The sequence below is a fragment of the Aerococcus vaginalis genome (genome assembly GCF_053762225.1).
Genome location: NZ_JBSMYC010000001.1, coordinates 79,522 through 105,031, shown reverse-complemented (window position 1 = coordinate 105,031; position 25,510 = coordinate 79,522). Strand labels below are relative to the sequence as shown.

Annotated in this window: 20 protein-coding genes; 1 reads left to right on the top strand and 19 read right to left on the bottom strand. The window is 43.1% G+C overall.

The window, feature by feature from the left end; all coding sequences use genetic code 11:
• Positions 1-10: 10 nt before the first annotated feature.
• From ACWOEX_RS00505 to ACWOEX_RS00450, 12 genes are all read right to left on the bottom strand, one after another.
• A complete protein-coding gene (locus ACWOEX_RS00505) occupies positions 11-1,156 on the bottom strand; it encodes a cysteine desulfurase family protein (RefSeq protein ID WP_455297309.1) in 1,146 nt (381 codons plus the stop codon).
• 90 nt (positions 1,157-1,246) lie between these two features.
• The gene (locus ACWOEX_RS00500) at positions 1,247-2,968 is read right to left on the bottom strand and encodes a septation ring formation regulator EzrA (RefSeq protein ID WP_455297308.1); all 1,722 of its coding nucleotides are present in this window, start codon (positions 2,966-2,968) and stop codon (positions 1,247-1,249) included.
• Positions 2,969-3,085: 117 nt separating this feature from the next.
• Positions 3,086-4,111, bottom strand: coding sequence for a lipoate--protein ligase (locus ACWOEX_RS00495; protein ID WP_455297307.1), 1,026 nt, complete (start codon positions 4,109-4,111; stop codon positions 3,086-3,088).
• Between the two features lie 80 nt (positions 4,112-4,191).
• Complete coding sequence (locus ACWOEX_RS00490) at positions 4,192-5,577, bottom strand: glycoside hydrolase family 1 protein (RefSeq protein ID WP_455297306.1); 1,386 nt, start codon at positions 5,575-5,577, stop codon at positions 4,192-4,194.
• A 9-nt stretch (positions 5,578-5,586) separates the two neighbouring features.
• A complete protein-coding gene (locus ACWOEX_RS00485) occupies positions 5,587-6,858 on the bottom strand; it encodes a glycoside hydrolase family 125 protein (protein WP_455297305.1) in 1,272 nt (423 codons plus the stop codon).
• 65 nt (positions 6,859-6,923) lie between these two features.
• Positions 6,924-9,530 carry a glycoside hydrolase family 38 N-terminal domain-containing protein gene (locus ACWOEX_RS00480; protein ID WP_455297304.1) on the bottom strand — a complete coding sequence of 869 codons (2,607 nt, stop codon included), beginning with the start codon at positions 9,528-9,530 and terminating at the stop codon, positions 6,924-6,926.
• Positions 9,531-9,571: 41 nt separating this feature from the next.
• Positions 9,572-10,936, bottom strand: coding sequence for a PTS sugar transporter subunit IIC (locus tag ACWOEX_RS00475; protein ID WP_455297303.1), 1,365 nt, complete (start codon positions 10,934-10,936; stop codon positions 9,572-9,574).
• A gap of 68 nt (positions 10,937-11,004) precedes the next feature.
• Positions 11,005-11,880, bottom strand: coding sequence for an ROK family protein (locus ACWOEX_RS00470; RefSeq protein WP_455297302.1), 876 nt, complete (start codon positions 11,878-11,880; stop codon positions 11,005-11,007).
• A gap of 14 nt (positions 11,881-11,894) precedes the next feature.
• A complete protein-coding gene (locus tag ACWOEX_RS00465) occupies positions 11,895-12,188 on the bottom strand; it encodes a PTS lactose/cellobiose transporter subunit IIA (protein WP_455297637.1) in 294 nt (97 codons plus the stop codon).
• 32 nt (positions 12,189-12,220) lie between these two features.
• A complete protein-coding gene (locus ACWOEX_RS00460; protein WP_455297301.1) occupies positions 12,221-12,541 on the bottom strand; it encodes a PTS sugar transporter subunit IIB in 321 nt (106 codons plus the stop codon).
• A gap of 191 nt (positions 12,542-12,732) precedes the next feature.
• Positions 12,733-13,593, bottom strand: coding sequence for an ROK family protein (locus ACWOEX_RS00455; protein WP_455297300.1), 861 nt, complete (start codon positions 13,591-13,593; stop codon positions 12,733-12,735).
• 20 nt (positions 13,594-13,613) lie between these two features.
• Positions 13,614-17,390 carry an endo-beta-N-acetylglucosaminidase gene (locus ACWOEX_RS00450; RefSeq protein ID WP_455297299.1) on the bottom strand — a complete coding sequence of 1,259 codons (3,777 nt, stop codon included), beginning with the start codon at positions 17,388-17,390 and terminating at the stop codon, positions 13,614-13,616.
• A 338-nt stretch (positions 17,391-17,728) separates the two neighbouring features.
• Here ACWOEX_RS00450 and rpsD point away from each other — a divergent pair, with 338 nt between their 5' ends.
• A complete protein-coding gene (gene rpsD, locus ACWOEX_RS00445; protein ID WP_455297298.1) occupies positions 17,729-18,340 on the top strand; it encodes a 30S ribosomal protein S4 in 612 nt (203 codons plus the stop codon).
• 52 nt (positions 18,341-18,392) lie between these two features.
• Here the strand turns inward: rpsD and ACWOEX_RS00440 are convergent, their stop codons facing one another.
• From ACWOEX_RS00440 to ileS, 7 genes are all read right to left on the bottom strand, one after another.
• On the bottom strand, positions 18,393-19,625 hold the full coding sequence (locus ACWOEX_RS00440; RefSeq protein ID WP_455297297.1) for a YeeE/YedE thiosulfate transporter family protein: 1,233 nt from the start codon (positions 19,623-19,625) through the stop codon (positions 18,393-18,395).
• 13 nt (positions 19,626-19,638) lie between these two features.
• Positions 19,639-20,334, bottom strand: coding sequence for a 5'-methylthioadenosine/adenosylhomocysteine nucleosidase (locus ACWOEX_RS00435; RefSeq protein WP_455297296.1), 696 nt, complete (start codon positions 20,332-20,334; stop codon positions 19,639-19,641).
• Between the two features lie 10 nt (positions 20,335-20,344).
• Positions 20,345-20,821: a hypothetical protein gene (locus ACWOEX_RS00430; RefSeq protein ID WP_455297295.1), complete on the bottom strand. Its 477-nt coding sequence runs from the start codon at positions 20,819-20,821 to the stop codon at positions 20,345-20,347.
• Positions 20,822-20,834: 13 nt separating this feature from the next.
• Positions 20,835-21,377 (bottom strand): NUDIX hydrolase, encoded by a 543-nt coding sequence (locus tag ACWOEX_RS00425; RefSeq protein WP_455297294.1) that lies wholly within the window; start codon positions 21,375-21,377, stop codon positions 20,835-20,837.
• 62 nt (positions 21,378-21,439) lie between these two features.
• On the bottom strand, positions 21,440-22,318 hold the full coding sequence (locus ACWOEX_RS00420) for a DegV family protein (protein ID WP_455297293.1): 879 nt from the start codon (positions 22,316-22,318) through the stop codon (positions 21,440-21,442).
• A 120-nt stretch (positions 22,319-22,438) separates the two neighbouring features.
• Complete coding sequence (locus ACWOEX_RS00415) at positions 22,439-22,651, bottom strand: cold-shock protein (protein WP_455297292.1); 213 nt, start codon at positions 22,649-22,651, stop codon at positions 22,439-22,441.
• Position 22,652: 1 nt separating this feature from the next.
• Complete coding sequence (ileS, locus tag ACWOEX_RS00410; protein ID WP_455297291.1) at positions 22,653-25,433, bottom strand: isoleucine--tRNA ligase; 2,781 nt, start codon at positions 25,431-25,433, stop codon at positions 22,653-22,655.
• Between the last annotated feature and the right edge of the window lie 77 nt (positions 25,434-25,510).

Below are 25,510 nucleotides of genomic sequence, written 5' to 3'. Positions count from 1 at the left end.
CCCCTCTCGATTATTGAATCTTAGCAAATTTCTCAAGTAATTGTTGATAGACAGCGATAAATTCATCCGCTTCCTCAAGAGTATTTTGTGAGCCAAAGCTAAGACGAATGGCACATCTTGACCACGTCCCATCAACACCCATCGCGCGCAATGTACTTGCGGACTGATCGACTTTTCGACTCGAGCAAGCACTCGTTGTCGATACAAAGATATCATGATCTTCTAACGCATGAACAGCCACTTCACCACGTACACCTTTCAATGCAAAACAGAGCACATGCGGTGAACCATGATTTTCAGGTGAAAAAATCTGTATCTTATCCCCCTGCGCTTTGAGGAATTGACGAATACGTGTTTGAATCTCGCGTTGCGTTTTATTCTCAATCTCCGCCTGCTCCAAGCTCATTCGTAGCGCTTTAGCCGTAGCGACTATCCCGGCTAAGTTTTCAGTCGTACTACGCATGCCACGCTCTTGGCCACCACCATCGATCAATGGCTGGATGTGTCGGTTAGCTTTTTTATAGAGAATACCGACACCGCGTGGACCATTAAACTTATGCGCGGAGAAGCTCATTAGATCCACACGTGAATGAATCAATGGCTGTTCAAAACGACCAACACTTTGTACACCATCCACATGAAAATGAATCGTCGGATGCTGTTCTAAAACTTCAGCTAATGCTTCGATCGGTTGAATCGCACCGATTTCATTATTAATTGCCATTACCGTAACCAAGACGGTTTCTGGCTTAATCGCAGCTTCCAAGTCTTTCGCACTGACGCGTCCTTCACGATCGACAGGGAGCGTGGTAACTTCAACACCCTGCTGTTCAAGATGTTCAAGCGTTTCTCGTACAGAGGGATGTTCAACCGCTGATGTAATCACATGGTGTCCTTTATGTACTTTTTCGAGTAACGTGCCCTTAATCGCCCAGTTATTCGACTCTGAACCACCACTCGTAAAGAATATCTCCTGCGGTTCAGCACCGAGTAATTCTGCAACCTGTCGTCTGGCAGTCTCAAGTAATTGATGCGCCTGATTACCTAAGTGATGTAAACTCGATGGATTTCCAAAGTAACGTGTCATCGTCTGCATCATCGCTTCGGCCGCATCATCAAAAATTGGCGTTGTTGCACTGTTGTCAAAATATATCACACAAAACCTCTTCTCTAAAAATAAAAATGAGGTTGATCAATAACCTCATTCTTATACTTTAATTTCTATTTTAGCACGAAACGCTAAAATCTAAAGATTCCCGCGTTCCTTATCTTCGTAATACCATTGTTCCACGTGTTTTGAAGCACCTGGTTCTACCGCATCAATCGCTTCGGATACTGTTTGGTAGGCAGACTGGTAATCGAATTCATCATAATAGTAATGGTTAGCTTCCTGAATCGCCTGATTGATCTCTGGATTCTCAGAACGGAAACGATTCGCATATTGAATGCAATTTTCAGTCAAGATCGCGTGATCCAAGATGATTTCTGTTTGTTCAGATAACGTATCGAGCTGTGTATCAATCTTTGTCATGATTTCAGTCATCGTACGAATATCTAATTTCACACGGTTCATCTTATGTTCGATGTCGTCAACCATATCCTGTGTTTCAAAGAATAAGTCGAGATAGTCATCAGATAACCCCGGCAAATTGAAGCGTTCAATGCGACGCTGCATATTTCTGAGTTCAAGATCCGCAGTGTACAACTCGTCGCGCATTTCTTTTTCACGAGATTTCAAGTGACTCATGGACGAAATAATGTGAGACTGCCCTTTTTCAACAGAAGATAGCACCTTGTACGCATCTTCCATGCGTTTCTTCATCTCACTGTAAGCGATGGTACGTGCACCAAGTTGTTCATTACTACGATCGATTTTTTGTTGTTCATTTTTGATCTCACTCGAGAATTCACGAATCTTACCGATCTCGTTATCATGAAGTACATAACTCTGAGAAATGCGATCTGCTTCCAACTGGCTGTAGTGATTGCTTTGAGAAACTTGATCGAATTGCTTCTGCAACTTGCCTTGATTTTTATCGACGTAATCGCGTGCGGCAATTTCGTCTTCCATCAATTGATACGTATGATCAATCTGTGATTCACAGATCTTCATCAAGTTCTTCGCTTCATTCAAGTCACCAGCTAACACTGCATTGTAGGCATTAGTGATGTCTTGCGCTACTTTATCAATATTTTCAGCGACGTTGACCCCTTTAGGGAATTGGAATTCTTCCTCTTTGAGGCGCTGGTATCCCTGTTTAATATCTTCCAGCTGTTCATTATATTCATTCTCGATCTTGTCCAATGCATCTGGAATTTGAGACATCATCTTATCTAAAGCGTCAATATCGGCATTGATTTGATGCAATTCTTCATCCGCGCCCATGAAGTCGCCGTCATTCATCAAGGCATTGTATTTCGTAAAATCGAGTTCGACATAGGAGAGGTGTTTCTCCAACATATCGATCGCTTCACCATAAGCATAACCATGAGCGAGTAACTGTTTGCGAATAGCTGCATAACGTTCATATGTCTTGTTGTGGTAGGCTTCGTTTTCACCTTCCAAAGCTAAGATATCACTCAATGCATCATTGATCTCCCGTACTTCGACTTCAGTTTCTTCCAATAATTCTTCGGCACTATCAATCTGTTGGCGTGCTTTAACGAGACTAAATTTATCTGCCTGATTCTGTGCCGAAACTAGCGACGACTCAATCTCTGGTAATTTGTACTGTTTAATCGTCTCCCACTTCGAGCGCTGTGTATCATACAGGCGTCGCGTATTTCCGGAAACATGTTTATTCTTAATTTGATATAACTTATCCGGAACAGGAATGGCTAAGATATCTTGTTTTTTGTCATCCAGCGTTTGGATGTTCTCGCCGTAACGATGCCCTAAATAATACAACAGTCCGTAGACAATCAGCACCAATACGATACCTACAATAAGTGTAATAATAATCGGCACGCTGAATCCTCCATTCAACCTAAATTTATGGATTAAACCATATAAGCTCTACTATTTTATCACAAAGGGACACATCACGGGGGATAAATTCCAAGGAATAGCCCGCATTTGTGCCGATTAATAGCCTAAGATTAACGTTACGAGCTCTTCTGGTCGAAGCCCCTTAATATAGTGATCGAGATCGATCGTATTTAACTTATTAATCAACTGATCGCGTTGGACGGTACAATCGATCAATGCATCCTCAACATCAGCAATTTCACCCTCGCCGAAAAAGTCACCAAAAATGCGAATATGCGCGATTTTGCCATGATCAATCTCAATACTGATATCGAGTGTGCCCGCATCAAAGCGCCCATCATTGTTGAAAGCATAGCGCGGCGATGCACCAAAGTTCCAATCCCAGTTACCGTATTTTTCAGCGTAGAGTTGGTCGATTGCTTCCCAATCTTGGTCCGTCAATTCGTAACGTTTCGCTTCTGACAGATCATTAACTTGCAAGAAATGTTTCAGCATCAATTCTTCAAAATCGTCCACGGAAATATCCTGATATTTCGGCGCAAGATACGGACGGATGCCGCCGACACGCTTACGTACCGACTTCACGCCCTTTGAAGCAATTTTCTTCTTGTTCGGACGCAGCGCCTTTTCCATTGTTTCACCATCAATATCCATTAATAGTGAATAGCCTGCATACAAGCGGCCGTTCACGATCGTCTGCGCTGAACCAGACACTTTTTGACCTTCAATTTCTAAGTCATTACGCCCACGTTGCTGTACTTGTTTGGCGCCTAGTGCTTGGAGTCCAGAGATTGCTGGGTCATAGATACGTTTGAAATTTTCACTCACTGTCCCCGGATTAGACAAAATAAAAATAAAGTTTGCTTCGCCCATATCCATGTAAATGGCACCGCCACCAGTATCGCGGCGAACAACCGGCAGATTGTGTGATTCCACATAATCGACGTTAATTTCTTCGATCGTATTCTGGAACTTTCCAATCTGAACTGCTGGATCACAACGATATGGCATGATGATATCTTCCCCCGGGAAAATATGATTCAACACATAAACTTGTGTCGCCATCTGCATGCCCATGTTTCTGACTGGTTTGCCATCGCGTTTGATTTCAATTAAATACATCTTTTTCCCTCCAAATTAACACTGATACTATCATAGCACTGTATCCCTTTCCATTAAACTGAGGGATACGCGATAGCTATTTAGTCATCAGCGAAACCATTCTGTGTACTTAATTGTTTGAACCAACGCCCCGATTTTTTTATCGTACGCTTTTGCGTTTCAAGATCGAGAGAAACGAGACCGTAGCGGTTCTTGTAGGCGTTGAGCCATGACCAGCAGTCGATAAACGTCCACATCATATAGCCTTTACAGTTGGCACCGTCTTGGATCGCACGGTGCAACCAGCGCAGATGGTCTTTTACGAAATCGATACGGTAATCGTCCTGAATCTCACCGTCTTTGAGGAAGCGCTCTTCATCTTCCACCCCCATACCATTCTCCGTCAACAACCACGGAATGTTATCGTAGTTTTCCTTCAGATTTTCGGCAATGTCATAAATGCCCTGTTCGTAAATTTCCCAACCACGATACGGATTAACTTTCGCAGTCGGTAACTGGAACGGTTCGTAATAATAATCGGGTGTGAATGGGGCTTCTGGATTCGGCACATATTTTGGCGCTTGCACGCGTAACGGCTGGTAATAGTTCACACCTAAGAAATCAACCGTGTTTTCCAAAATATCCGTTAATTCTTCAGCAGTAGTTTCTGGCATCAACTTGTGCTTCTCAGCAATTTCTCGAAGTTCTGTTGGATATTTACCTTTGACGGATGGATCGAGGAAACTACGGGCTTGGAATAGCTCTGCCACTCGTGCTGCTTTGAGATCGCCTGGCTGATTACTTCTCGGATAAGCTGGTGTCAAATTGATAATGATCCCAATCCGTTTAGATTCGTCCAACTCGTGCAATGCCTTGACGGCTCGCGAACTGGCAAGCTGTGTATTATAAGCCACCTGAAAAGCCTTCTTCGCATCAATCGTCCCTGGCAAATGATAAAAATTAAAGTATCCCATCTCTACCGGCACAATCGGTTCATTAAATGTTGTCCACTCATCGACATATTCTCCAAACAACTCAAAACATTGTTTGGCGTAGTTGACAAACGCATCGACGGTTTCTTTACTCTCCCAACCGCCTTTTTCATAAAGTGCGTAAGGTAAATCAAAGTGATAAAGGTTAACCATTAAATGAATACCTTTATCATGAATACGTTTAAATACTTTTTGATAGAAAGCAACTGCTTCCTCATTTACTTCACCAACACCGTCCGGAATTAAACGCGCCCATTGGATAGACGTACGAAAAACAGTCTGCCCCGTTGCTTCTAGGAGTTCGATATCCTCTTCCCAATTTTCGTAGAAAGTGGATGCGTGTTCCGGACCAACCTGATTAAAGAATTTATCGGGAGCGGTACGGTACCAGTAATCCCAAATATTCTCACCTTTTCCGTCGCCTGAGATGTAACCTTCTGTTTGTGGTGCTGATGTGGACGTCCCCCACAAAAAACCTTCTGGAAATTGATACATAATTGCCTCCTATTTAGCCAAGATAATCTGTAGCGCGAGCTGACAAAATGTCATATTCGCCCAACTGAACCATTCTCTCGTATACTGCGTTGGATCATCAACATGAATCCCTTCGTGACATTGACCAGTATCCCCATCATTATCACAAACTAATTGCAATTTTTCTCGTTTCACGGCAGTATCCGGGTACGTGATCCCTTCCATCAATAAACTAATCGCCCAGACATAATTTTCCGGTGTATGCTCGCTACCGATACCAGCGAGTGCTTTGCCCTTATAGTAGTATGGATTATCCTCACTCAAGATAAACGCACGTGTGTGTTGATAGTCGCTATTCTCAAAGTCAATATCCGAAATAAATGGCAATGATAATAGACTCGGTACATTGGCGTCATCGATCAATGCCGCATTCCCTAGACCATCCACTTCATAGGCGTAGCCGCGTTCACCAGTCGGTAATATCACAAAAGCGTATTGTTCAAGTCCCGATTGAATATCATCAATCAGTTTATCTGTCCGCGCTTTTAAAGTGTCATCTGTAATATGTGGCGCCATCCCCTTGAGTACATAGTGCGCATAAATATTATCTGGAATGTGATAGCCATATTGGCTCGCATTATCACTCGGTCGGAATCCGTTCCAGATTAATCCTGTCTCTCTCACTGGTAAGCCGCGACCCCCTTCGCCGTACAATGCATCATTTTCCGGTGCATTTTCGCGAATAAAGAAATATGGTGACTCCGCATGCTTCTGTTCTGTCTCAAATACGGTCAAAATTTCCGCATAAGCTTCCCAGAATAAATCATCGAAGAGTCCCTCGACATGCTTGTCCTGAAGTTTCATCGCTAATAGTAACGGCGCGCATAATGAATCAATCTCATATTTACGTTCCCATACCCAATCAGACGTCGGTTGATCACTTTGATCGTCATCATCCCAATGTGCACCGTTAGCTGTGATATTGAAGGCATTGGCGTACGGATCAATCAATACATACTTGAGTTCACGTTGTAAGACACCACGCAGAATTGAGGCTAATTCTGGGATCTCATCGATCAGGGACACATAGGGAAGCACCTGAAATGTCGCATCACGGAGCCACATCGCCGGGATATCCCCTGTAGTCACAAAATAAGTACCATCTTCCATTTGCTGAGTAGCTTTTTCCAATGTATCCGGTAGCAATTCACGGAAACGTTGATTGAGAACCTGAGAACCAAGGTCTTGCTTTTTAGCCCATGCCTTTAATTGATAGATGGCTTGTTGTTGTTCGTTTGTCATCTTTTTCCTCCTTAACAAAAAATACTCCGCGATAACACGGAGTATTCTTCACTATCATGCATTCTCTAATGCTTAAAATCGATACCGTATGTACGAATCTCTCCTGGCTTAAAGCTTTCGAGTGCGTATTCAGATAAATCGCTACCTAGTAATTCTAACTTGTCGTGATTTAAATTCATTGAGCAAAGTGTGGCATCTTTAGCGAAACACAAAGTTCCTGCTGTATCTACCTCGTGTTTATGCGGATTGTACACTCGAACAATGCTGTCGACTTTATCAGAGATACCTGTCACCAGTGATACGACCAATTGATCAGAATCTAGCTGGAATAACGGATGATGCGCCAGCGGTTGTGGCAAGTTATTAATCATAAAGTAGCGCAATGGATCCGTGAAACGATCGATGGTCTGATTCTGATAGAACAAGCCATCTGTCACTAACGCATGATGTGCATTCTGCAATACAACAGGATCGAAGGCTGCTTCAAGACGAATACCACCGATCATCTCACGATGCCCAAGCAATTGACTATCAGGTGTTTCCACATAACGATTAACCAACCCCGAAGCGTCTCCGAGACGACGTGTGAGATCTGGGCGACCGAGATAGCCAACAGAGCGGAACATCGTGATCGCAAGTTCACTGAAATGATCACCGATCAATTGTCCAACTTTTTCACCACAGCCGATAAAGCTGACACTGTGTTTATCATCATGTGTATTCATGAAGTGAAGGAATGGACGTAGGGCAGTTGGTTCTTCAACGTAGCCAATTTCACGCCAGTCGTTGAGATGAGAATCTTCGACTGGACGTTCAATAATACCGAACGGCGTATCCGTTACACTGTGCGTCGCCTGAATTGGTGTATGCATCACAAGGCGTAGACGATGGTCTTTGACGGTATTATCGACGTTCAAACGGTAACCGATTGTCGCATCTGCTTTTTTCAATATTAGTGTTAATTCGTAAGGTAGCTCTTGATCGGCCACATGCTGACGTCGCGCGTCGAGGTCTTTAGGTAGACGCCAAGTTCCCATAAGTGTGAGACGACTTTCTAATTCACCGCTTACCGCGTTAACTTTAGCATCATCGAAATTCAAGTTGATAATCCAATCGTCATACGCCGGTGAAAAGTCGTAATTATCACCTTCGTCACCACCGTCTTCAAAAGTAATAAAGTTTTCGTAAGTCGTATCCGTCTGCTTATCACGGACAACCACTTGATGATCCTGTACGCTGATATGGTAGTAATCATTTTCGATAGCTGTCGTTTCTTCACTGTCAATTGCTGAGTGTTTCGTCTCATCAATCGTGAAACCAACCCAATCTAATGATGGAATCGTTGTCTGTACAGCAAGTGTCGTGCGGTAATATGGTTCTGGCGTCTGTTTTGACGGATCATGGCGAACAACCGCTGCATCTTCTTCTGTCTGTTCAATCACTTGATATGACACCGTCTGACCTTCACTATCACGCAATTCAAATGTTGGTGATTTGGTCGATACTTTGAATGTCCACACGCGCTCAATAGCTGTGGATAGTGTATTGTAGCCAACGACATCGAAGTATTCTGCACCAGATGTTAATTTGCGTAATAAATAGTCGCGCAAGCTTTCAGCTAGCTGTAACGCCACTTGACCGCGTTGGAAAATATCTTGGTTCGTGATATCTGAGTTACAACCACCAGAAGAATCATGCGCTTGTCCCTGAGCAACCGTCTTCCAGATTTCAGAAACAATTCCTGATTCGGTTTCAATCCCTTGAACCTTGGCAATCGCCATCAATGGTTCAACCACAAATGTCGTCAGATTTTCCAACTCATCGTAGAGCTTCTTGAGATCTGCTCTTGAAGAATAGATCCCACGGTGAATCTTCGAGAAGGAAGCGTCCACAAACTCGCCGTCGAATGTCGGTAAACCTTCTTCTTCACGTAACTGTTGGAAGAAAGCCGGATAGTGACTTTCAGTCAAATGATATGGCAAGTCACTGTCGTTTACCTGTTCGATACGTTCCTGTAAGTTAAAGTCGACTGCACGTTGATCACCACCGACTGGTAAGACGTGCACAGTTGAATCAGTATCTGTCGTTATGCGATCAAACATTGGTTTCTGGTCATCAGATTCAACGAGATCCGTCCCAGCATAATACCCGTTTTGGATATTCGCGACGAGGACTTTAGATTCGTCTTCACTCGTCCAGTAGAAATAGCGCGCGTCTTTTTCTTTAGGACGGCCGCGCCAAAATAAGGCGTTTTCGATACCGAAGCCGTTATAAATCTTCGGCATATCCTGTCCCTGTCCGAATGAATCTGGTAAATACCCTACCATCATCGTGTCACCGAGCGCTCGAGACTGTTCAAATCCTAGTTGCAAATTATGAACAATCGATTCGCCTGAGGTCACCATTTCGTCAATCTGCGTGTACCACGGACCGACAAAAAGACGACCGGATTTAACAAATTTTTCAAAAATCGGACGTTTGTCTGGATGTGTCTCCAAATAGTCGTCCACAATCGCCATTGCACCATCAAGTAAGTAATAGCGCAATTGATTGGTTTCTAACGCATGTAACACTTCTTGCATGTGGTAGGCGAATTGAACACGTGCATGTTGACGTGTAAAGTACCATTCAAAATCCCAATGTGTATGTGCAATAACGTGTACTTGATCCATTTAACTGCTTCACTCCTCTATCTCTAACAATCTCTTAGCGATTAAACGATTGCTTCACCCGTTTTATTTTCTTCAGCAACTTGTTCTTGTTGAACTTTACGTTCGTTACGCAAGTGAATCATAACGAATGGTGCGTAGAGAAGTACATCCAATATAACCAATACAGCAGTTAATACTACTGGACTTAAGTGGAAAGCACCTAATACCCAAGTACTGATGAAGATTGGTTCGTTACCAGCGTTTTGAACAACTAATGGTACAACCCATCCGAGGTTAGTTACGATGTATGCAATCACAGCGTTAGCGATTGGCACAATAATCCAAGGAATCAACATAATTGGGTTCAATACGATTGGTAACCCGAAGATGATTGGTTCGTTAATACCGAAACATCCTGGGATTAAACCTAATTTCGCAACTTCGCGTTCTTTGTCACCTTTACGGGTTAAGATCAACATTGCAATTAACAAACCGAATGTAGCACCGGAACCACCGATCATCGCATAAACGTTGGTCATAGTATTAGGTGCGATCGTTACATCAGCGAAGTTTTGTGTTTCAGCGAATTTAGAAACGTTTTCTAAGAAGAGTGGCAACCAGAAAGCACCGACAATACCCCATACGATGTTGAAACCGTGCAATCCGAGGAACCATAAGATTTGTTCTGCAAGAATAACGATAATAATAGCTGGTAAACCTGTACCGACAGATGTTAATGGTGTAACTAAGAATGTTTGAACTAATTCACTTAATGATGCGAATCCCATTGTTTCAATAGCGATACGAACAACACCAAAGATAAGTAATACTCCGGTCATTGGAATTAATGCGAAGAAGGAGTCGAAGACGTTCTGTGGCACGCTATCTGGCATCTTGATCGTTAATTTAGTACGGCTGAATAAGGAGAATAAGTACACAGAAACCATACCAATAACTAGCCCAGTAAACATACCTTCATAGTTGAAGAATGATGGTGCATAACCTTCAACAACTTCTAATGTGGTATCTGAAAAGTTGATGTTGTTTGGTACCATCACGAAGTAGGCAGCTAACGCGAGTAATGTCGCAATAATTTTGTTCATGTTCTTGTTTTCAGGACGTTGCGCTAATTCGTTAGCGTAAGAATAAGCACTAGAAAGTACAACGATAACACCGATAATACCTAACGTCGCAAGTCCTAAGTTACCGAATAAGCCAGAAACCTTTTCAAGGAATCCACCTTCCCAACCTTGATTGGCAATCAATGTATTCAACTGCATGGAAATCAAGTTGGAGAAGGAACCGATAACTGTGAATGGGATCGTACGTACGAACGCATTCTTGATGGCTTGGAGTACAGAGTTACCCTGCACCCAGCCGGCCGCCTTTAAGAGCGGCTCTTGCATTGCTTCAACATTAAAACTCATGAGTGACATCCCTTTCTATACTAAAGTGGTTACAAAATATGATAAAAAAATTTATCCTCAATTAATAGCTAGGCTTGATGTGTGAATCGATAAGCAGCGCCAATCAGATTCGCATCATTGCCATACTGCGCAGCGCGTACTGTTGGTACTACAGGTAATTCTTCTGGATAGTTATTCACCAATTCTTCAATCGCTTGATCTAACTGACGAATAAATTCCGGATTCTTTGAAACCCCGCCACCAATAATCACTGCTTCTGGATCGATGATGTACTGCAGATTGAAAATCATCTGAGCCAAAGCCTGATACATCTTATCAGTTTCCTGAATAGCAATCGCGTCACCTTGAGCGATACGTGCAAGCAATTCCTGACCGGAAACTTCCTCGCCGGTCTGCTTCGCGTAGCGCTCCGTCGCGTGAAACATCGTTGCTCGTCGACTCAATAATTCATTATTTTCGTCGATAGTGTAACCAAATTCGCCACCGAGCAGATGGCTACCAGGCATAACTTCTCGGTTTAATACCACCGTTCCGCCAACTCCCGTACCAATGACCATGAATGCGATATTCGATAATTCTTTGGCTGCACCACTCGTTACTTCTGCGAGCGCTGCACAATTCGCATCGTTTTCAATAGATATGGGTAAGCCGAGCTGTTCTTCTAGAGCTTGTCGAATTGGAAAATGATGGATATACGGTAATGCGCTAATTCCACCAATGACACCTGTAGAAGCCTCATAGGACCCTGGCATACTGAAGGCTACACCTTCGATTGGATGTGTGTGGTTGAGATCATTAACGATTGTTGTCACGATTTGATAAAAATCATCGAGTGTTTGCGGTGTCGGTGTTTGCAACTGATCGGTTAATTGACCAGTCGCAGAATCATAATAACCATATTTAATTGCTGTGCCACCGACATCGATGGCTGCGAGTGCGACCATTGTTACACCTCTCTCTATGCATTTTCATCAAGTTTGCGATAGAGATCAACAATTTCTTTCGCAAGATCTTTGAACGTAACACCTGTCATTAAATGATCCTGACCGTGTACCATCAGCAAGGAAACACCCTCATTGTTACCTTGTGCTTCCTCAGCTAACATCGCACTTTGCTTATGATGAGCTTCGAGCAACGCTTCTTCAGCCGCTTTGATTTTTTCATCTGCAAGGTCAAAGTTGCCTTCCTTTGCTGCTTGAATAGCTTCTATCGATGCACTCTTACCTTCACCACCATAGATGATCAGGCTCATAATGCTTTGTAGCTTTTCTTCGTCCACTGAAATTACCCTTTCATCAATTCTTCTGCGTAGTCGAGAACCTTATCGCCCTTCATCATGCCGTAGTCTGCGATTGGAATAACGCCAACTGGGATGCCTTTAGGTTCCAATTTTGATTTGAAGTCTTTCTCCATGAAACGAACTTGAGGTCCCAACAACAACACGTCAATCTTCTGACTGGCGATGCGGTCTTCAGCTTCTGCTGAAGCTACAGCGAAAATTTCAGCGTCTACGCCTTTTGCTTCTGCAGCTTTCTGCATCTTTGCAACCAACATACTCGTACTCATACCTGCGGCACAAGCTAACATAATGACTTTCTCAGCCATAATTATGAATCTCCCTTCAGCGTTACAGTAAACGCTAACATTTTTGTGCATAAATAAAGTTCCAAACAAATGATCATTTATTTGAAACTTCTTCACGTGAATTATTCTAATGGAAACCGTTTTCTTTTTCAAGGGGTACGGCTTGTACTTTTTCATATATTTTCAAACAATTTTTAAAGTTATTAAACACTTTACTGGGCTGCGCGTTCAGCAAGGTATAAACAACCTGTAATTCCCGCATTGTCACCAAGCGCCGGTGTTTCAATATAATTTTCAATCGACGGAATGGTTGAGTAATCGTTGAGCTTCTCAGTCACTTTTGCTTTAATCTTTGGCAAGAGCTGCGGTTGTTTCATGACACCGCCACCGAGCACTATCTTCTCGGGCGACAGCGTTAAACTGAATGTCACACAGGCTTGAGCGATATAGTCTGACACAAACTCCCAGTTCGCATCGTCTGCTTCAAGGTCATTCCCTGATTGACCGGTACGCACACGAATGGCGCTACCGCTCGCTAACCCTTCGAGACACTGATCGTGATGATACGGACACCAGCCTTCTGTCGGATCATCAAGATCTTTTGCAATCAGAATATGACCCATCTCTGGATGAGTATAACCTTCCAACAGTTGGTCATCCACAACGTAACCGCCGCCGACGCCCGTACCAATTGTCAGGTACAAACAAGATTTAGTATCAACAGCTGCCCCTGCACGATATTCACCATACGCAGCAACATTCACGTCTGTGGTCCATACCATTGGGATATCGAATACCGCTTTCAAAGCACCGAGGAAGTTGTAATTTTTCCAGGCGAGCTTCGGCGTCGATGTAATATAGCCGCATGTTTCTGAGTCTTTAGTGACATCGATCGGACCGAATGAACCGATGCATAGACTTTCAAGCGTATACTGTTTGAAGAAGTCAATTACTTTCTTGAGTGTTGCTTCGGGCTCCTCAGTAGGAAATTGCACACGTTCAACAATTTCTCCATTTTCTTTTCCGACAGCACAAACAAACTTTGTGCCGCCTGCTTCAATTGCTCCGTACATGTCTTTCTCCTTCTATTAAGTTATTTATTTTTGCGGCATGAAAATGCGAAGATGCTACCTGCACTTGAGAAGATCACACCGAGTAGTAACGCACCTGTCGCTGTGCCTGTCTGTGGTAATTGCGGTGTCGTCAACATTTCACGATTTGCGTCGACCATTTCCTGTTCAGGTTCGGACTCAGTAGATAGTGATGCCGTTTCACCAGATGATACCATTGGCGTAGTCGCTAAGTTCTCTTGAGTCGAGACCACAGTATCCGTGGCGACTTCATCTGAAATTATCTCATCAACTACCGTGCCAATCATGCTATCATCCATTTGTTCTGAATCTAATGGCATCTCTTCAATCGTTGGTGCATGACTATCAATCACCGTATCGACAATAATTTCTGGGTTCACTTCTTCATCATCTGTCTGATCAATTGATATATCAGTATCTTCCTCTAATTGCTCATGGCTCCCGATGACTACATCTTCAACAATTACATCATTGAGATCAGGATGATTCTGCGTATCTTCATCAGGAATAGCGATATTATCTGATGTATCATCTGAGTCATTATCTTCAACATCCGTCTCTTGTTCCTCTTCAGTATCATCTACTGTCGGTTGATCATCAGACGTTGGATGATCTGAGTCATCTTCAATGACATCATCGCCAACCGTATCATCTTCTTCAGGTATATCGACTGGTTCGTCACCATAGATCAATGCTAACACATTGCTTGGTTCCATTCCTTCTGCGGTTGCCTGATAGAAGACGTAGTATTGATCTTCTGGTAACTCGATATCTGTAAATGTGGCATAGCCATTTTCATCAACGATCGCTGTCGCAATCTCTTCAGCTACTGTTTGTGTTTCTTTATCGAATTGACGGTATAAGGTTACTGTCGTCTCTGGTTCACCATGTGTCAAACGAACGGCATAGTGATTATCTTCTGATAAAGCCACAACTTCCTGACCTGCCATTGGTAAGTTCTTCGTTTCATTATTGACCGTTTCGTACATCTTCCAATTGTAGATACGCACGCCACCCCAAGGCGAACCGTTATCGGCAGCTAAGATGTTTAACTTCCATTTTTTCGCAGTAATCGGTTGATCCAAAATAATATCTGTCACATCGTCACGATTATCACGTACTTCAGAAGCAACGATCCATTCGTCTTTCTCCTCATCGTAATACTCCAAGTTGAAGTCTTTAGTGTTCATCAATTTCTTCTCAACATCTTCACCGCCGGCACCCGCATGGTCGATGTGATATTGAACGACGGTCTTGGATTCGTCAAAGGTCACAATAGCTTCTGCTGTTGAGCCGTCATAAAACCATTTGTCTGATGTACTTGTGATTGTCCCTGTCAACATATTTTCCGGTTTTTCAGAGTTCTCACCGCGATCGGCATCGATTTCCTGCACCTCAAGCATAATATTTTTAGGCTCGGCTTGCGGTTCTGTCGTTGCTGTTACGGGTAATCCCCAGTGAATCGTTGCAAGTGTTGGCTCAGAGTGCGCGCCATCTTTACCAATAGCGATAACGGCAATACGTTGCGTCGTCCCTTCAAAGTCATCACTGCGCGTCAAGAAAGGTAGATAGATCGTACTGTTCGTTGAAGCATTCACAAATCCCCATTCACCATTATTCTCTTGATAAACTTCATAGGTATCTGCAGCATCGACTGGTGTGACTTGAATAATCGCTTCAGCTTCCTGTGCACTAAATAATCGTTGATCGTGAACGGTTACTGTTTCAGGTTTTTCTAACGATGTACCTTCACTATCAGTGATCGCTAGCTGACCTAGATTGATCGTATAATCATCTACCCCCTGTTCTGAGGTTATACGTAATTTCAATGCATAGATGGTTTCATCCTTAAGATCAGAAAGATCAATAGTAGATGTCACCCATCCGTCACCCGTTTCGAGTTCAAAGTAGTGCATGGACTCTTCTTGATAATCCGGTGTAGTCGCTACACCCAAGGCGAGTGTCGCACCTGGTGTGGACTGATGAGTAATGGATATGCTCGTACTTTCTGTTGGTTTGAAGTTTGTCGCATAGAGCATCATGTCGCTCTGTGCTCCCGCGCCAAGTTTGCCAGTGAATTGTAGTGAGGCACCACCGTGGAAGGCGTGATCGAAATCGTACTGTCCTTTCATTTCAGCATTCTCACTAGTAATCCAGTAGCGCCAAGTCGGCATAATAGTCTGTACACTACGAGATGCCCATTCGCGATCAGAGACTTTTTCACCATTAACGAACCAATATTTACCATGTCCTGGATTAAAACTGGTATAGAATTTTGGCGCAGTAATGACGGTTTTATCCACGACAAAACGGGAGATCCCTGACCATTCATCATCATGTGACCCATCTTCTTTTGTTGGATCGCCTGTATGTCCCGTCCAGAAAATATCTTCCTGGTTGTGGTAGTCGATACCATCCGAAGCAAAACCACGTACAGAATCTGGAACGAATAAACCGAGCGAGAGTTTTAGCTTGCCATCTTCATCAACAATCAATGACGTCTTCTGATTCGTTTGGTAGGCACCGCCTTTTTGTAATTCCAATCCAGCATAGGCGTCAAACGGATCACGACCGACTTCTTTCATCGTTTCAACCGTCGTCTCAATCTTATCTTCCGTTCGCCAATCGAAGTTCATAAAGAAATGATCAACGACGGGTTCACCATCTTGCGTCGCTTCTACAAAGCTGTCATTGTATGAGCTAACGCCGTTCACATAATGTCTGAGCCCACTATTCGTCATGGAATCGTACCAGGCAAAGGCAATATTTTTACCATTTTGCTTACCGAGTGCCTTAGCATCTGACATAAAGGAAATAAACTCAGCAGAGTAATTGCGATCACCACCGAATGGTAGAATTGTTTCTTGGTTAATAAAGTATCCGTTAAAACCGTAGAAGTCAGCGATATCAATTAATTTTTTAGCGGATTTGAAGTGGCCATCTTCATCTTTTTCAAGGAAGCGATCGACAATATCTACATCTTCCTGTGCTTCTGACCAGTTAAAGAAAATTGTACCGTAGATCGGCACACCATTTTTATGCGACACATCAATCATTTCAACAGGTGGAATCATTTGTTCCCAGGCTACCATTTGATCGAGATATTGCCAGTAGTCAAACGCATAAACATTCATGCCATCTTTACTACCACCTGCTGCAGAATAACCGTCAGATTTGGTGTCGAGATAAGCTAAAGAAATTACCTTGGCTTCTGACGAGCTGACACCGTTAATCGACTCACCCTTTTCACGATCAGCTAACGGTACGGTACTCTGATAAATCGCTTCTGAATCGTCAGTCGGATGTTCCCAATCCATAAAATTATCCGGTGTGATATTTGGACCTTGAGGGATAATAGAAAGCAGTCGATCAGCATCATGAACTTTCTCAAATAACTGATCAATTTCTGCCGAATCATCACTCTCTACCGATTCATCCACTTCATTTTCTTCTTCATCCATTTCATTCTCATCTGCATCGGCTGTAACGTCTACCACAGAAGAGTCGCTCTCAGTATCCTCGGATGATGATTCTTGCACTGCGTTGTCTTCAACGAATTCGTCAGCTAATGTATCATCTGAAATATCTTCGGATAGTTCTGTATCTGCCGTATGCTGCTCACCGTCACTAGTTGTTAATAATTGTCCAACCGCACTGTCTGTATTTGGTTCGAGCGTGTGCTCTGCAGCTAATGCCTGTGCACGACCTAAACTTAATAATGCTAAAGAACTCCCAGCGAGTACACCCCATTTGAGAGATTGTTTCGGATGATTTCTCACAATATTCACCTCTCATAATTTTAGAAAACGTTTTACTAAAGCGTATTCATTTTACAGTCTAGTGAAAATAAATTCAAACGTTTTCACCTATTACATAAAAATTTATGGTTAGACATGAAAATAGCGGGCATATATTGACTTACGAGATACACCTTGATATGATGGAGAGCGTGTAAAATAATGCAGCAGAGTTGAAGCAAGCTCGTCAACAGTTCTCCCACACGTGGTGAATCTAGTACCCGCGGCTGCATTTGGGGAACGTTATTGGTCGAACTGCACGAATGCGATCAGCTCGTTATTATTTTACTCCAAACTAAATTTATGGAGGAAGATGTCACATGTCACGTTACACAGGTTCAACTTGGAAAAAATCACGTCGTTACGGCGTTTCAATCTCAGGTACAGGTAAGGAATTAGCTAACCGTCCTTACGCACCAGGTCAACACGGTCCTAACCAACGCCGCAAGAGCTTGAGCGAATACGGTTTGCAATTACAGGAAAAACAAAAATTACGTTTCATCTACGGCATGAACGAAAAACAATTCCACACATTGTTTAACAAAGCTGCTAAGATGACTGAAGGTACAATTGGTGAAAACTTCTTGACCTTGCTCGAACAACGTTTGGACAACGTTGTCTTCCGTTTAGGTTTAGCTTCTACTCGTCGTCAAGCACGTCAGTTAGTTAACCACGGCCACATCTTAGTTGATGGTCAACGCGTAGATATTCCTTCTTACCATGTTGAAGTTGGACAAGTCATCAGCGTTCGTGAAAAATCTAAGAACCTTCAAATCATTAAAGACTCTGTTGAAGGTTTGTACGGACACGTACCTTACGTTCAATTTGACGATGAAAAATTAGAAGGTTCACTTAGCCGTTTACCACAACGTGATGAAATGAACCAAGAAATTGACGAATCCTTGGTCGTTGAATACTACAACCAGGTATAATCAATTTTCAAATCTTTATACACGAAAAGAACCGGCAACTGCCGGTTCTTTTTTATGCCCTGGATAATGTTAATTGTGGTTTGAAATGTAAGGCGATCAACGCCCCGATCATAATCATCGCTAATATGAGCCAACCTGATAATGAGAAATTTGCAATAGGTGTCAATAATGCACCAGCGTTGCAGCCGTGCGCTAGTCGCGTACCAATCCCCATCACTACACCACCTAGCGCATAACTTGGAAGTTCATGTCGATCAAATTTTAATCCAGATTTAAATGTTTCGATAAACTGTCCCGAGGTTAGTAAATAAATTGTGGTTCCCATCAACGTACCGATATTTTGGACACTATTCGCATCACTCAGTAGCGGCTGTGTAAAGAATTCAATTTCTTTATGTGCGTAGCCTGCAACCTGTTCAGGTGGGAGGCCAATATGAACGAGTCCCTTCCCAAACCACATCCCGTAAGGCGTCGCCGCTTGCCAGCCACCGCGTGTTGTCCACATCATTATTGAACAGACCAGTGCCACGAGCATCACGCCGAGTGTTAATGACCATTCCTCTTTGAACAGTTGCTGATACAGTTGATGTGAACGTTGCTCTCGATCGTTTCGTAAAGAAAAAATAGGTTCTAATCGGGATTGACCGAATTTACGCTTATGATATTGAATCACGACACCTGCGAAACCGAGACATAGTAGTCCGGTGAGTAATAAACCACCGAAATAACCACTGAGCTTAGAGGCAAATAAATCAGGAAAGTAAATGCCTGGATGCGCGGCACTCGACTGGATCCAACTCTGTGTCACAAAATCGGCGTCTTCTTCAAACGGAAAAGCGAGCCAGATACCGAGACCAAAAAACGGCAGCGTGATGATAGCCTTGGGAAAATTGGTCGCGAGATTCATCAAAATGGTTGTTGAACAAAAGGCGGTTAATGTCATACCAAAACCAAACAGTAAACCACCGAGTACTAAGCCACCATTAATCGGATGGATCAGCAGTTGCCAATTAGCTGGCACAAAGGCAACGACGACCATCGTACCCACTGCAGCTAAGAAAAACAATAATAATAAATTCAAAAATGATTGTGGTGTTTTCTTTTCATAGGCACTCGTAATCATCCCCACAAATCCTATCGATGAACGACTCATGATATAACCGAGTATCGTACCTAGGATCAATTGCCAGTATGTACCGTACTGATTCAAAAATAACCCACTAACGAAGATAACAAAAGCGACCAGTAGCCAACCGATCGCTCGTTCATAAGTTGCAGTTCTCATGGTGTCATCTCGATTAATCTAATGCTTCTAGAAAATGACGAATCACAGAGGCACCGATTTTCCCTGTTTCAGCGACAAACTGATCGAATAAAATATTCGCGTCCTGTGAGGCGGTGTCTGATACAACACGCACACATAGGAATGGGATAGCCATACGATAGCAGACCTGCCCAATCGCTGTCGATTCCATTTCGACACATTTGGCATCTGCAAAGTTTTCACGCATCTGTTTGACTTTCGCTGGGTCAGCAATAAAACTATCGCCGCTCAAAATCGTTCCTTCTACAATCGTCGTATCTGGTAATTGGTCAAGCAATACGTGTTTCAATTGTTTGTGATACATAGTGGCATTCGGATAGGTTTCCGGCATGCCATCGACCTGACCGAGAGCATTACCAAAAGGTGTGGCATCCACATCATGATACTGGGTTTGATTGGCAAGTACGACATCACCAACTTTTAATCCGGGATCAACAGCCCCCGCTGTCCCATTATTGATAATGAGATCAGGAGACATGGTCCCGAGCAACGTCGCTGTCATCGCAGCATTGACTTTGCCGACACCACATTTGGCAATAATGATCTCGTGATCAGCATATGCCCCTTGCCAATACTCAATACCATAAAGCTCGTGCGCCTCTAGCCCATCGATGTGTGTTAAGTAATCATCGAGTTCCTTTTGCAAGGCGGAAATAATTGCGATTCTCATACCTATCCTCCTAGAAGTAAAGTGCCACAATCGTCAATAGCAATATCCCAATAATTAAAACGATAATTCCGACCGTCAAATAACGATCAAGATTGCTACGCTCTATTTGCCAGAACGACTGATCATCAATCGATGAATTGGTCTTCGGTGTCTTCTTTTGTTTTGTTGTTGGATTGGTAGCTTTTGACAAGCTATCTGCTCTATTTGATCTTGATGTTGAAGGATGCCATGCTTGACGTGCTGCAGTTCGTGGTATCGTTGTACGCTTTGGCTGATCTTTTTTCACCGCTGCATCATTCAATGAGAACATTTTTGTTGCTTGACTATCATCTTCCTGTTTTGTGGTTGATTTTGTTTGTTTGCGATCGGCGCTCTGTTTATCCTCTTTCCACCCGAGCACATTTCCTAAACGATTCTCCACACGTTCACGGTCTTTACGACGACGGTAGGATTCACGTGTGCTTGGATTCTTTTGTTCATTACTCACCGATGCACCTCCTCTACTGCTGCAATTGTTGTTTCATATAGGATACCGCATAAATCGTCTTTGCGTCACAAATTTCTCCAGATTTAATGGCTTCTTCACATTCAGTTAAGGTTAGCCACTCTGTTTCCAAATGTTCATCTGCGTCTTGCGCTTTTGGATTTTCAACTTGATGCAGACCTTTAGCGGTATACAACTGCAAGTATTCATCGAGATAACCAGGTGTTGCATAGAATCCGACGAGACGTTCCCAATGATCGGCTGATAGTTGCATTTCTTCTTCAAACTCACGTTTGGCAGCCACATCCCAATCCTCATTCTCATCAACGAGACCGGCTGGAATTTCTAAAATCGCTTGTTCAATGGCTTTGCGATACTGTCTCACCATTGCGATACGCCCTTCATCATCAATAGCAACAATCGCCACAGCGGGGCCATGATGAATAATTTCACGCATACTCAAATTACCATTTTGTAATTCCACTTGGTGGGTCTCAAGTGTCACGAGTTTTCCTTCAAAAATCGTCTCTTTTTTGATGGTTTTCTCACCGAATTCCATACGTCTATTCTCTCCTTTTCAAAAAAAGCGAAGGATTTCCCTCCGCTCTTACGTTCATTAGATTAGTCAATATTGTCGAGTGATGGTACAACACCGATACCGACAGAACCTAATCCTGTATATACACCGATAACTGGTGTGATGAACCCTTTACGATCATCTAATCTTTTCACTTGTTCATCAATTAAATTACTCATTGTTTCAAATTTATCTGGTGCATCACCATGAGCGATGATCACATGGACATCATTTTGGAATTTTTCAGCACGTTCTTGCACTAATGTTGCGGCACGCTTCAGCGCACGTTTAACGGTACGGATTTTTTCCAAAATAACGATCTCACCCTTCTCATTGATCGTCAAGATCGGACAAATCTTTAATGCTTTACCGAGCAATTTAACGGGTGTACTCAAACGTCCCGTTTTTGCAAGATAATCAAGGTTGTCCACGATGACGAAAACACGCGTGTGATCGATTATCCAGTTCATCTTACGATTGATCTCTTCTTCATCATCGCCAGCTTCAATCAGATCCAGTGTCTGTTTCACCATACGTTCGTTCACATAGCTGACTGCATGTGTATCGTAAACGTAGGTTTTGATGCCTTTTTCTTCCATTTCACTAGCGATCATGTGAGCAGTTTGATTAGCACCGCTCAATGCATGTGGCATCGTAAAGAAGAAAACGGTATCGTAGCCTTCTTCGATAAGTTTGTCATAAACTTCATAGTATTGGTTTAAACTTGGCTGTGACGTTTTTGGAATCCCTGGTTCTTCATGCAATTCATCGTAAAATTTGCGAATGCCAGGCTCATCGTTGCTATCTAATAATTCTTTACCATTCGAAAAACGAACACTAAAAGTCACTTCAAAGACATTCTCTAAACGGGAAATGTCTTCGCTGAGTGTTGCTGTACTATCGGTAACAATCGCTGCTTTCATGCGCATCTTCCTTTCTAAAATCGGTATTATACGCTTGGTCACTGTCTGATATTTTATCAAACTTTGAGAACAATAGTGCACTGAAGCGCTGAATTTCATGATCTTTTAATCTTTTTAGGTTCACCCAATGCGTTGTAAATTGACCGCCTGTAACCCTTTTTCTCCCTGAGCAATCTCAAAAGCAATCGCCTGTCCAGGACGCAAGGTTCTAAACTCAGAAAGTTCTATCGCACGACGATGAAAGAAAATTTCGTGATCAGTCATTTCTGTTTCGTACTTGATATAACCGAACCCTTTCTGTTCATCGTAACGTTGAACGGTTCCTTCTAACATTTTAGTCCTCCGCTTCTAAAGCTTCAGGGAAATCATTAATAACGATATCTGCACAACGTTGGCAAAGCATTGGTGCTGCTTCGATCGTACCAACAGATGGTAGCGTCTTACGGCAACGTTCACAGACTTCGCCTTCTGCTGGTGATACCATTAGCTTAAATCCTTCAAATTCATCCGATTCAGCTGGTGCATCGGTAAAGTCCTTGATTTCTAATTGCGATACCATTAAGTATGTATCCAATTTTTCACCAACTTGATCGAGCATTTGTTTCGTTTCACCATCCGCATAGATAGATAACTTCGCAGATAGTGATTTACCGATAATCTTCTGATTACGTGCTTCTTCTAACGATTTGTTGACGTTCTGACGGAATGCCAAGAAGGCTGGCCACAAGCTGTAAAGTTCATCATGATTTGCATACGTCTCAGCTTCTGGGAAGTTCGCCAACTGTACATACTCTTCAGCTTCATCGAGATATTGCCAAATTTCTTCGGTCGTGTGTACCAAGATCGGTGTTAACAGAATCGTTAGATCACGAGCGGCTTTGTACATTACCGTCTGCATGTTACGACGCGCTGGATCGTCTTTGCGTTCAATATAAACGACGTCCTTAGAATAATCAATGTAGAAGCTGGACATCGTGATCGTCAAGAAGTTCAAAATGCTATGTACCACTGTATTGAAATCATAGTGGTTGTAAGCGTCGATCACTTTTTGGTTCACACGATTCAGTTCGTTCATGATGAATTGGTCGATTGGTTCTAAATCGTCATAAGCCACTGCATGTTTCGCTGGTTCAAAGTCCGAAATATTGCTCAACATGAAACGAATCGTATTACGGATCTTACGATAAGATTCCGCCACCTGCCCTAAGATTTCATCAGAAATACGCACATCGTACTGTGTATCGACAGATGCTACCCACAAACGTAAAATTTCTGCACCACGTTGTTTCGCCACATCATTGGGTGAGACAGTATTACCGATGGATTTACTCATCTTACGACCTTCACCGTCATTCACGAATCCTTGTGATAGGACTTCACGGTAAGGGGCTTGATCGTTAACCGCAATCGATGTCAACAGACTAGAGTTGAACCAACCACGATATTGGTCAGAACCTTCTAGGTAAAGGTCTGCTGGGAAAGATAAGTTTTCGCGGGAGCCCAATACCCCAGCGTGTGAAGATCCAGAGTCGAACCAAACATCCATGATGTCTTTTTCTTTAGTGAATTCACCATTTGGAGACGCTGGATGTGTGAATCCTTCTGGTAATAAGTCCTTCGCTTCGCGTTCGAACCAGACATTAGAACCATATTCTTCAAATAAGTCAGCCACGTGATTGATTGTTTCTTCCGTCATAATTGGTGTACCATCTTCAGCATAGAAGATTGGTAATGGGACACCCCATACACGCTGACGAGAAATGACCCAATCGCCACGTCCTTGGATCATGTTGTAAATACGACGTTGGCCGGATGGGTGCCACCAGTGAACTTCATCATTGATAGCCGTTAGCGTACGTTCACGAATTTTATCTACAGAGCAGAACCACTGCGGTGTCGCACGGAAGATCACTGGTTTCTTCGTACGCCAGTCGTGTGGATAACTATGCATGAAGGTTGATTCATGTAATAAGGCACCTTTTTCTTTTAAGAGTTCGAGTGACTTCTCATTACCTTTTGCATAGAACAAACCTTCAAATCCTGGTGCTTCTTCGGTGAAGTGTCCTTGTTCGTTAATCGGTGAAAGGATTGGCAAATCATATTCCATACCGATCGTGTAGTCATCGTCACCGTGACCAGGTGCAGTGTGAACTAATCCGGTACCATCTTCGGCGGTGACATGACGTCCGCACATCACGAGGGACTCACGATCGTAGAATGGATGTTTCGCCACCATACGATCCATTTCACGACCGAAGATGTGTTGAACGACTTCGTAATCTTCCCATCCTAACGTTTCGCTGACCTTTTCAAGAAGTTCAGAAGCAACCACGTAGTGATGACCATTAACCGCAACCACGCTGTAATCGAAATCTGGATGAACAGAGATCCCTAAGTTAGATGGGATGGTCCAAGGTGTTGTTGTCCAGATGACAAGTTCGCTATCTTCAGGTAACAAGCCTTTACCATCTTTGAGTGGGAAAGCGACATAGATCGCATAGGATTCAACGTCCTTATACTCTACTTCAGCTTCCGCCAATGTTGATTCACTGGATGGTGACCAGTAGACTGGCTTGTTCCCTTGGTAAATCAAACCTGCGGCAACCATTTTGCCGAAGACGCGGATTTCTTGTGCTTCAAATTCCTTGTCGAGTGAGAGGTAAGGATGTTCCCATTCTCCGGCAACACCGAGACGTTTAAAGTCTTCACGTTGTTGTGCGACTTGTTCCTTGGCGTATCCTGCACAGATCTTGCGGAATTCAGCCACTGACATTTGCTTGCGATCAACACCGGAATTCGTAACCGCTTGTTCAATAGGCAAACCGTGCGTATCCCAACCAGGAATGTATGGCGCATAGTAACCTTGCATCGCTTTGGAGCGGACGATGATGTCTTTAGAAATCTTGTTCATCGCATGGCCAATGTGGATATTCCCGTTAGCGTACGGAGGACCGTCGTGCAGGATGAAGGTGTCATGTCCTTCGTTCTGTTTCAAACGACGTTCATAGACTTTATTTTCTTCCCATTCTTTTTGACGTTCTGGTTCTTTTGTCGGTAATTTCCCGCGCATTGGAAATTTTGTTTTACCGAGGTTTAAGGTTTCTTTCATTTTCATGGCATTCATCCTTTCAATTCAAAACAAAAAGAGATCTCACCCAATAAGGGACGAGATCTCCGTGGTACCACCCATAA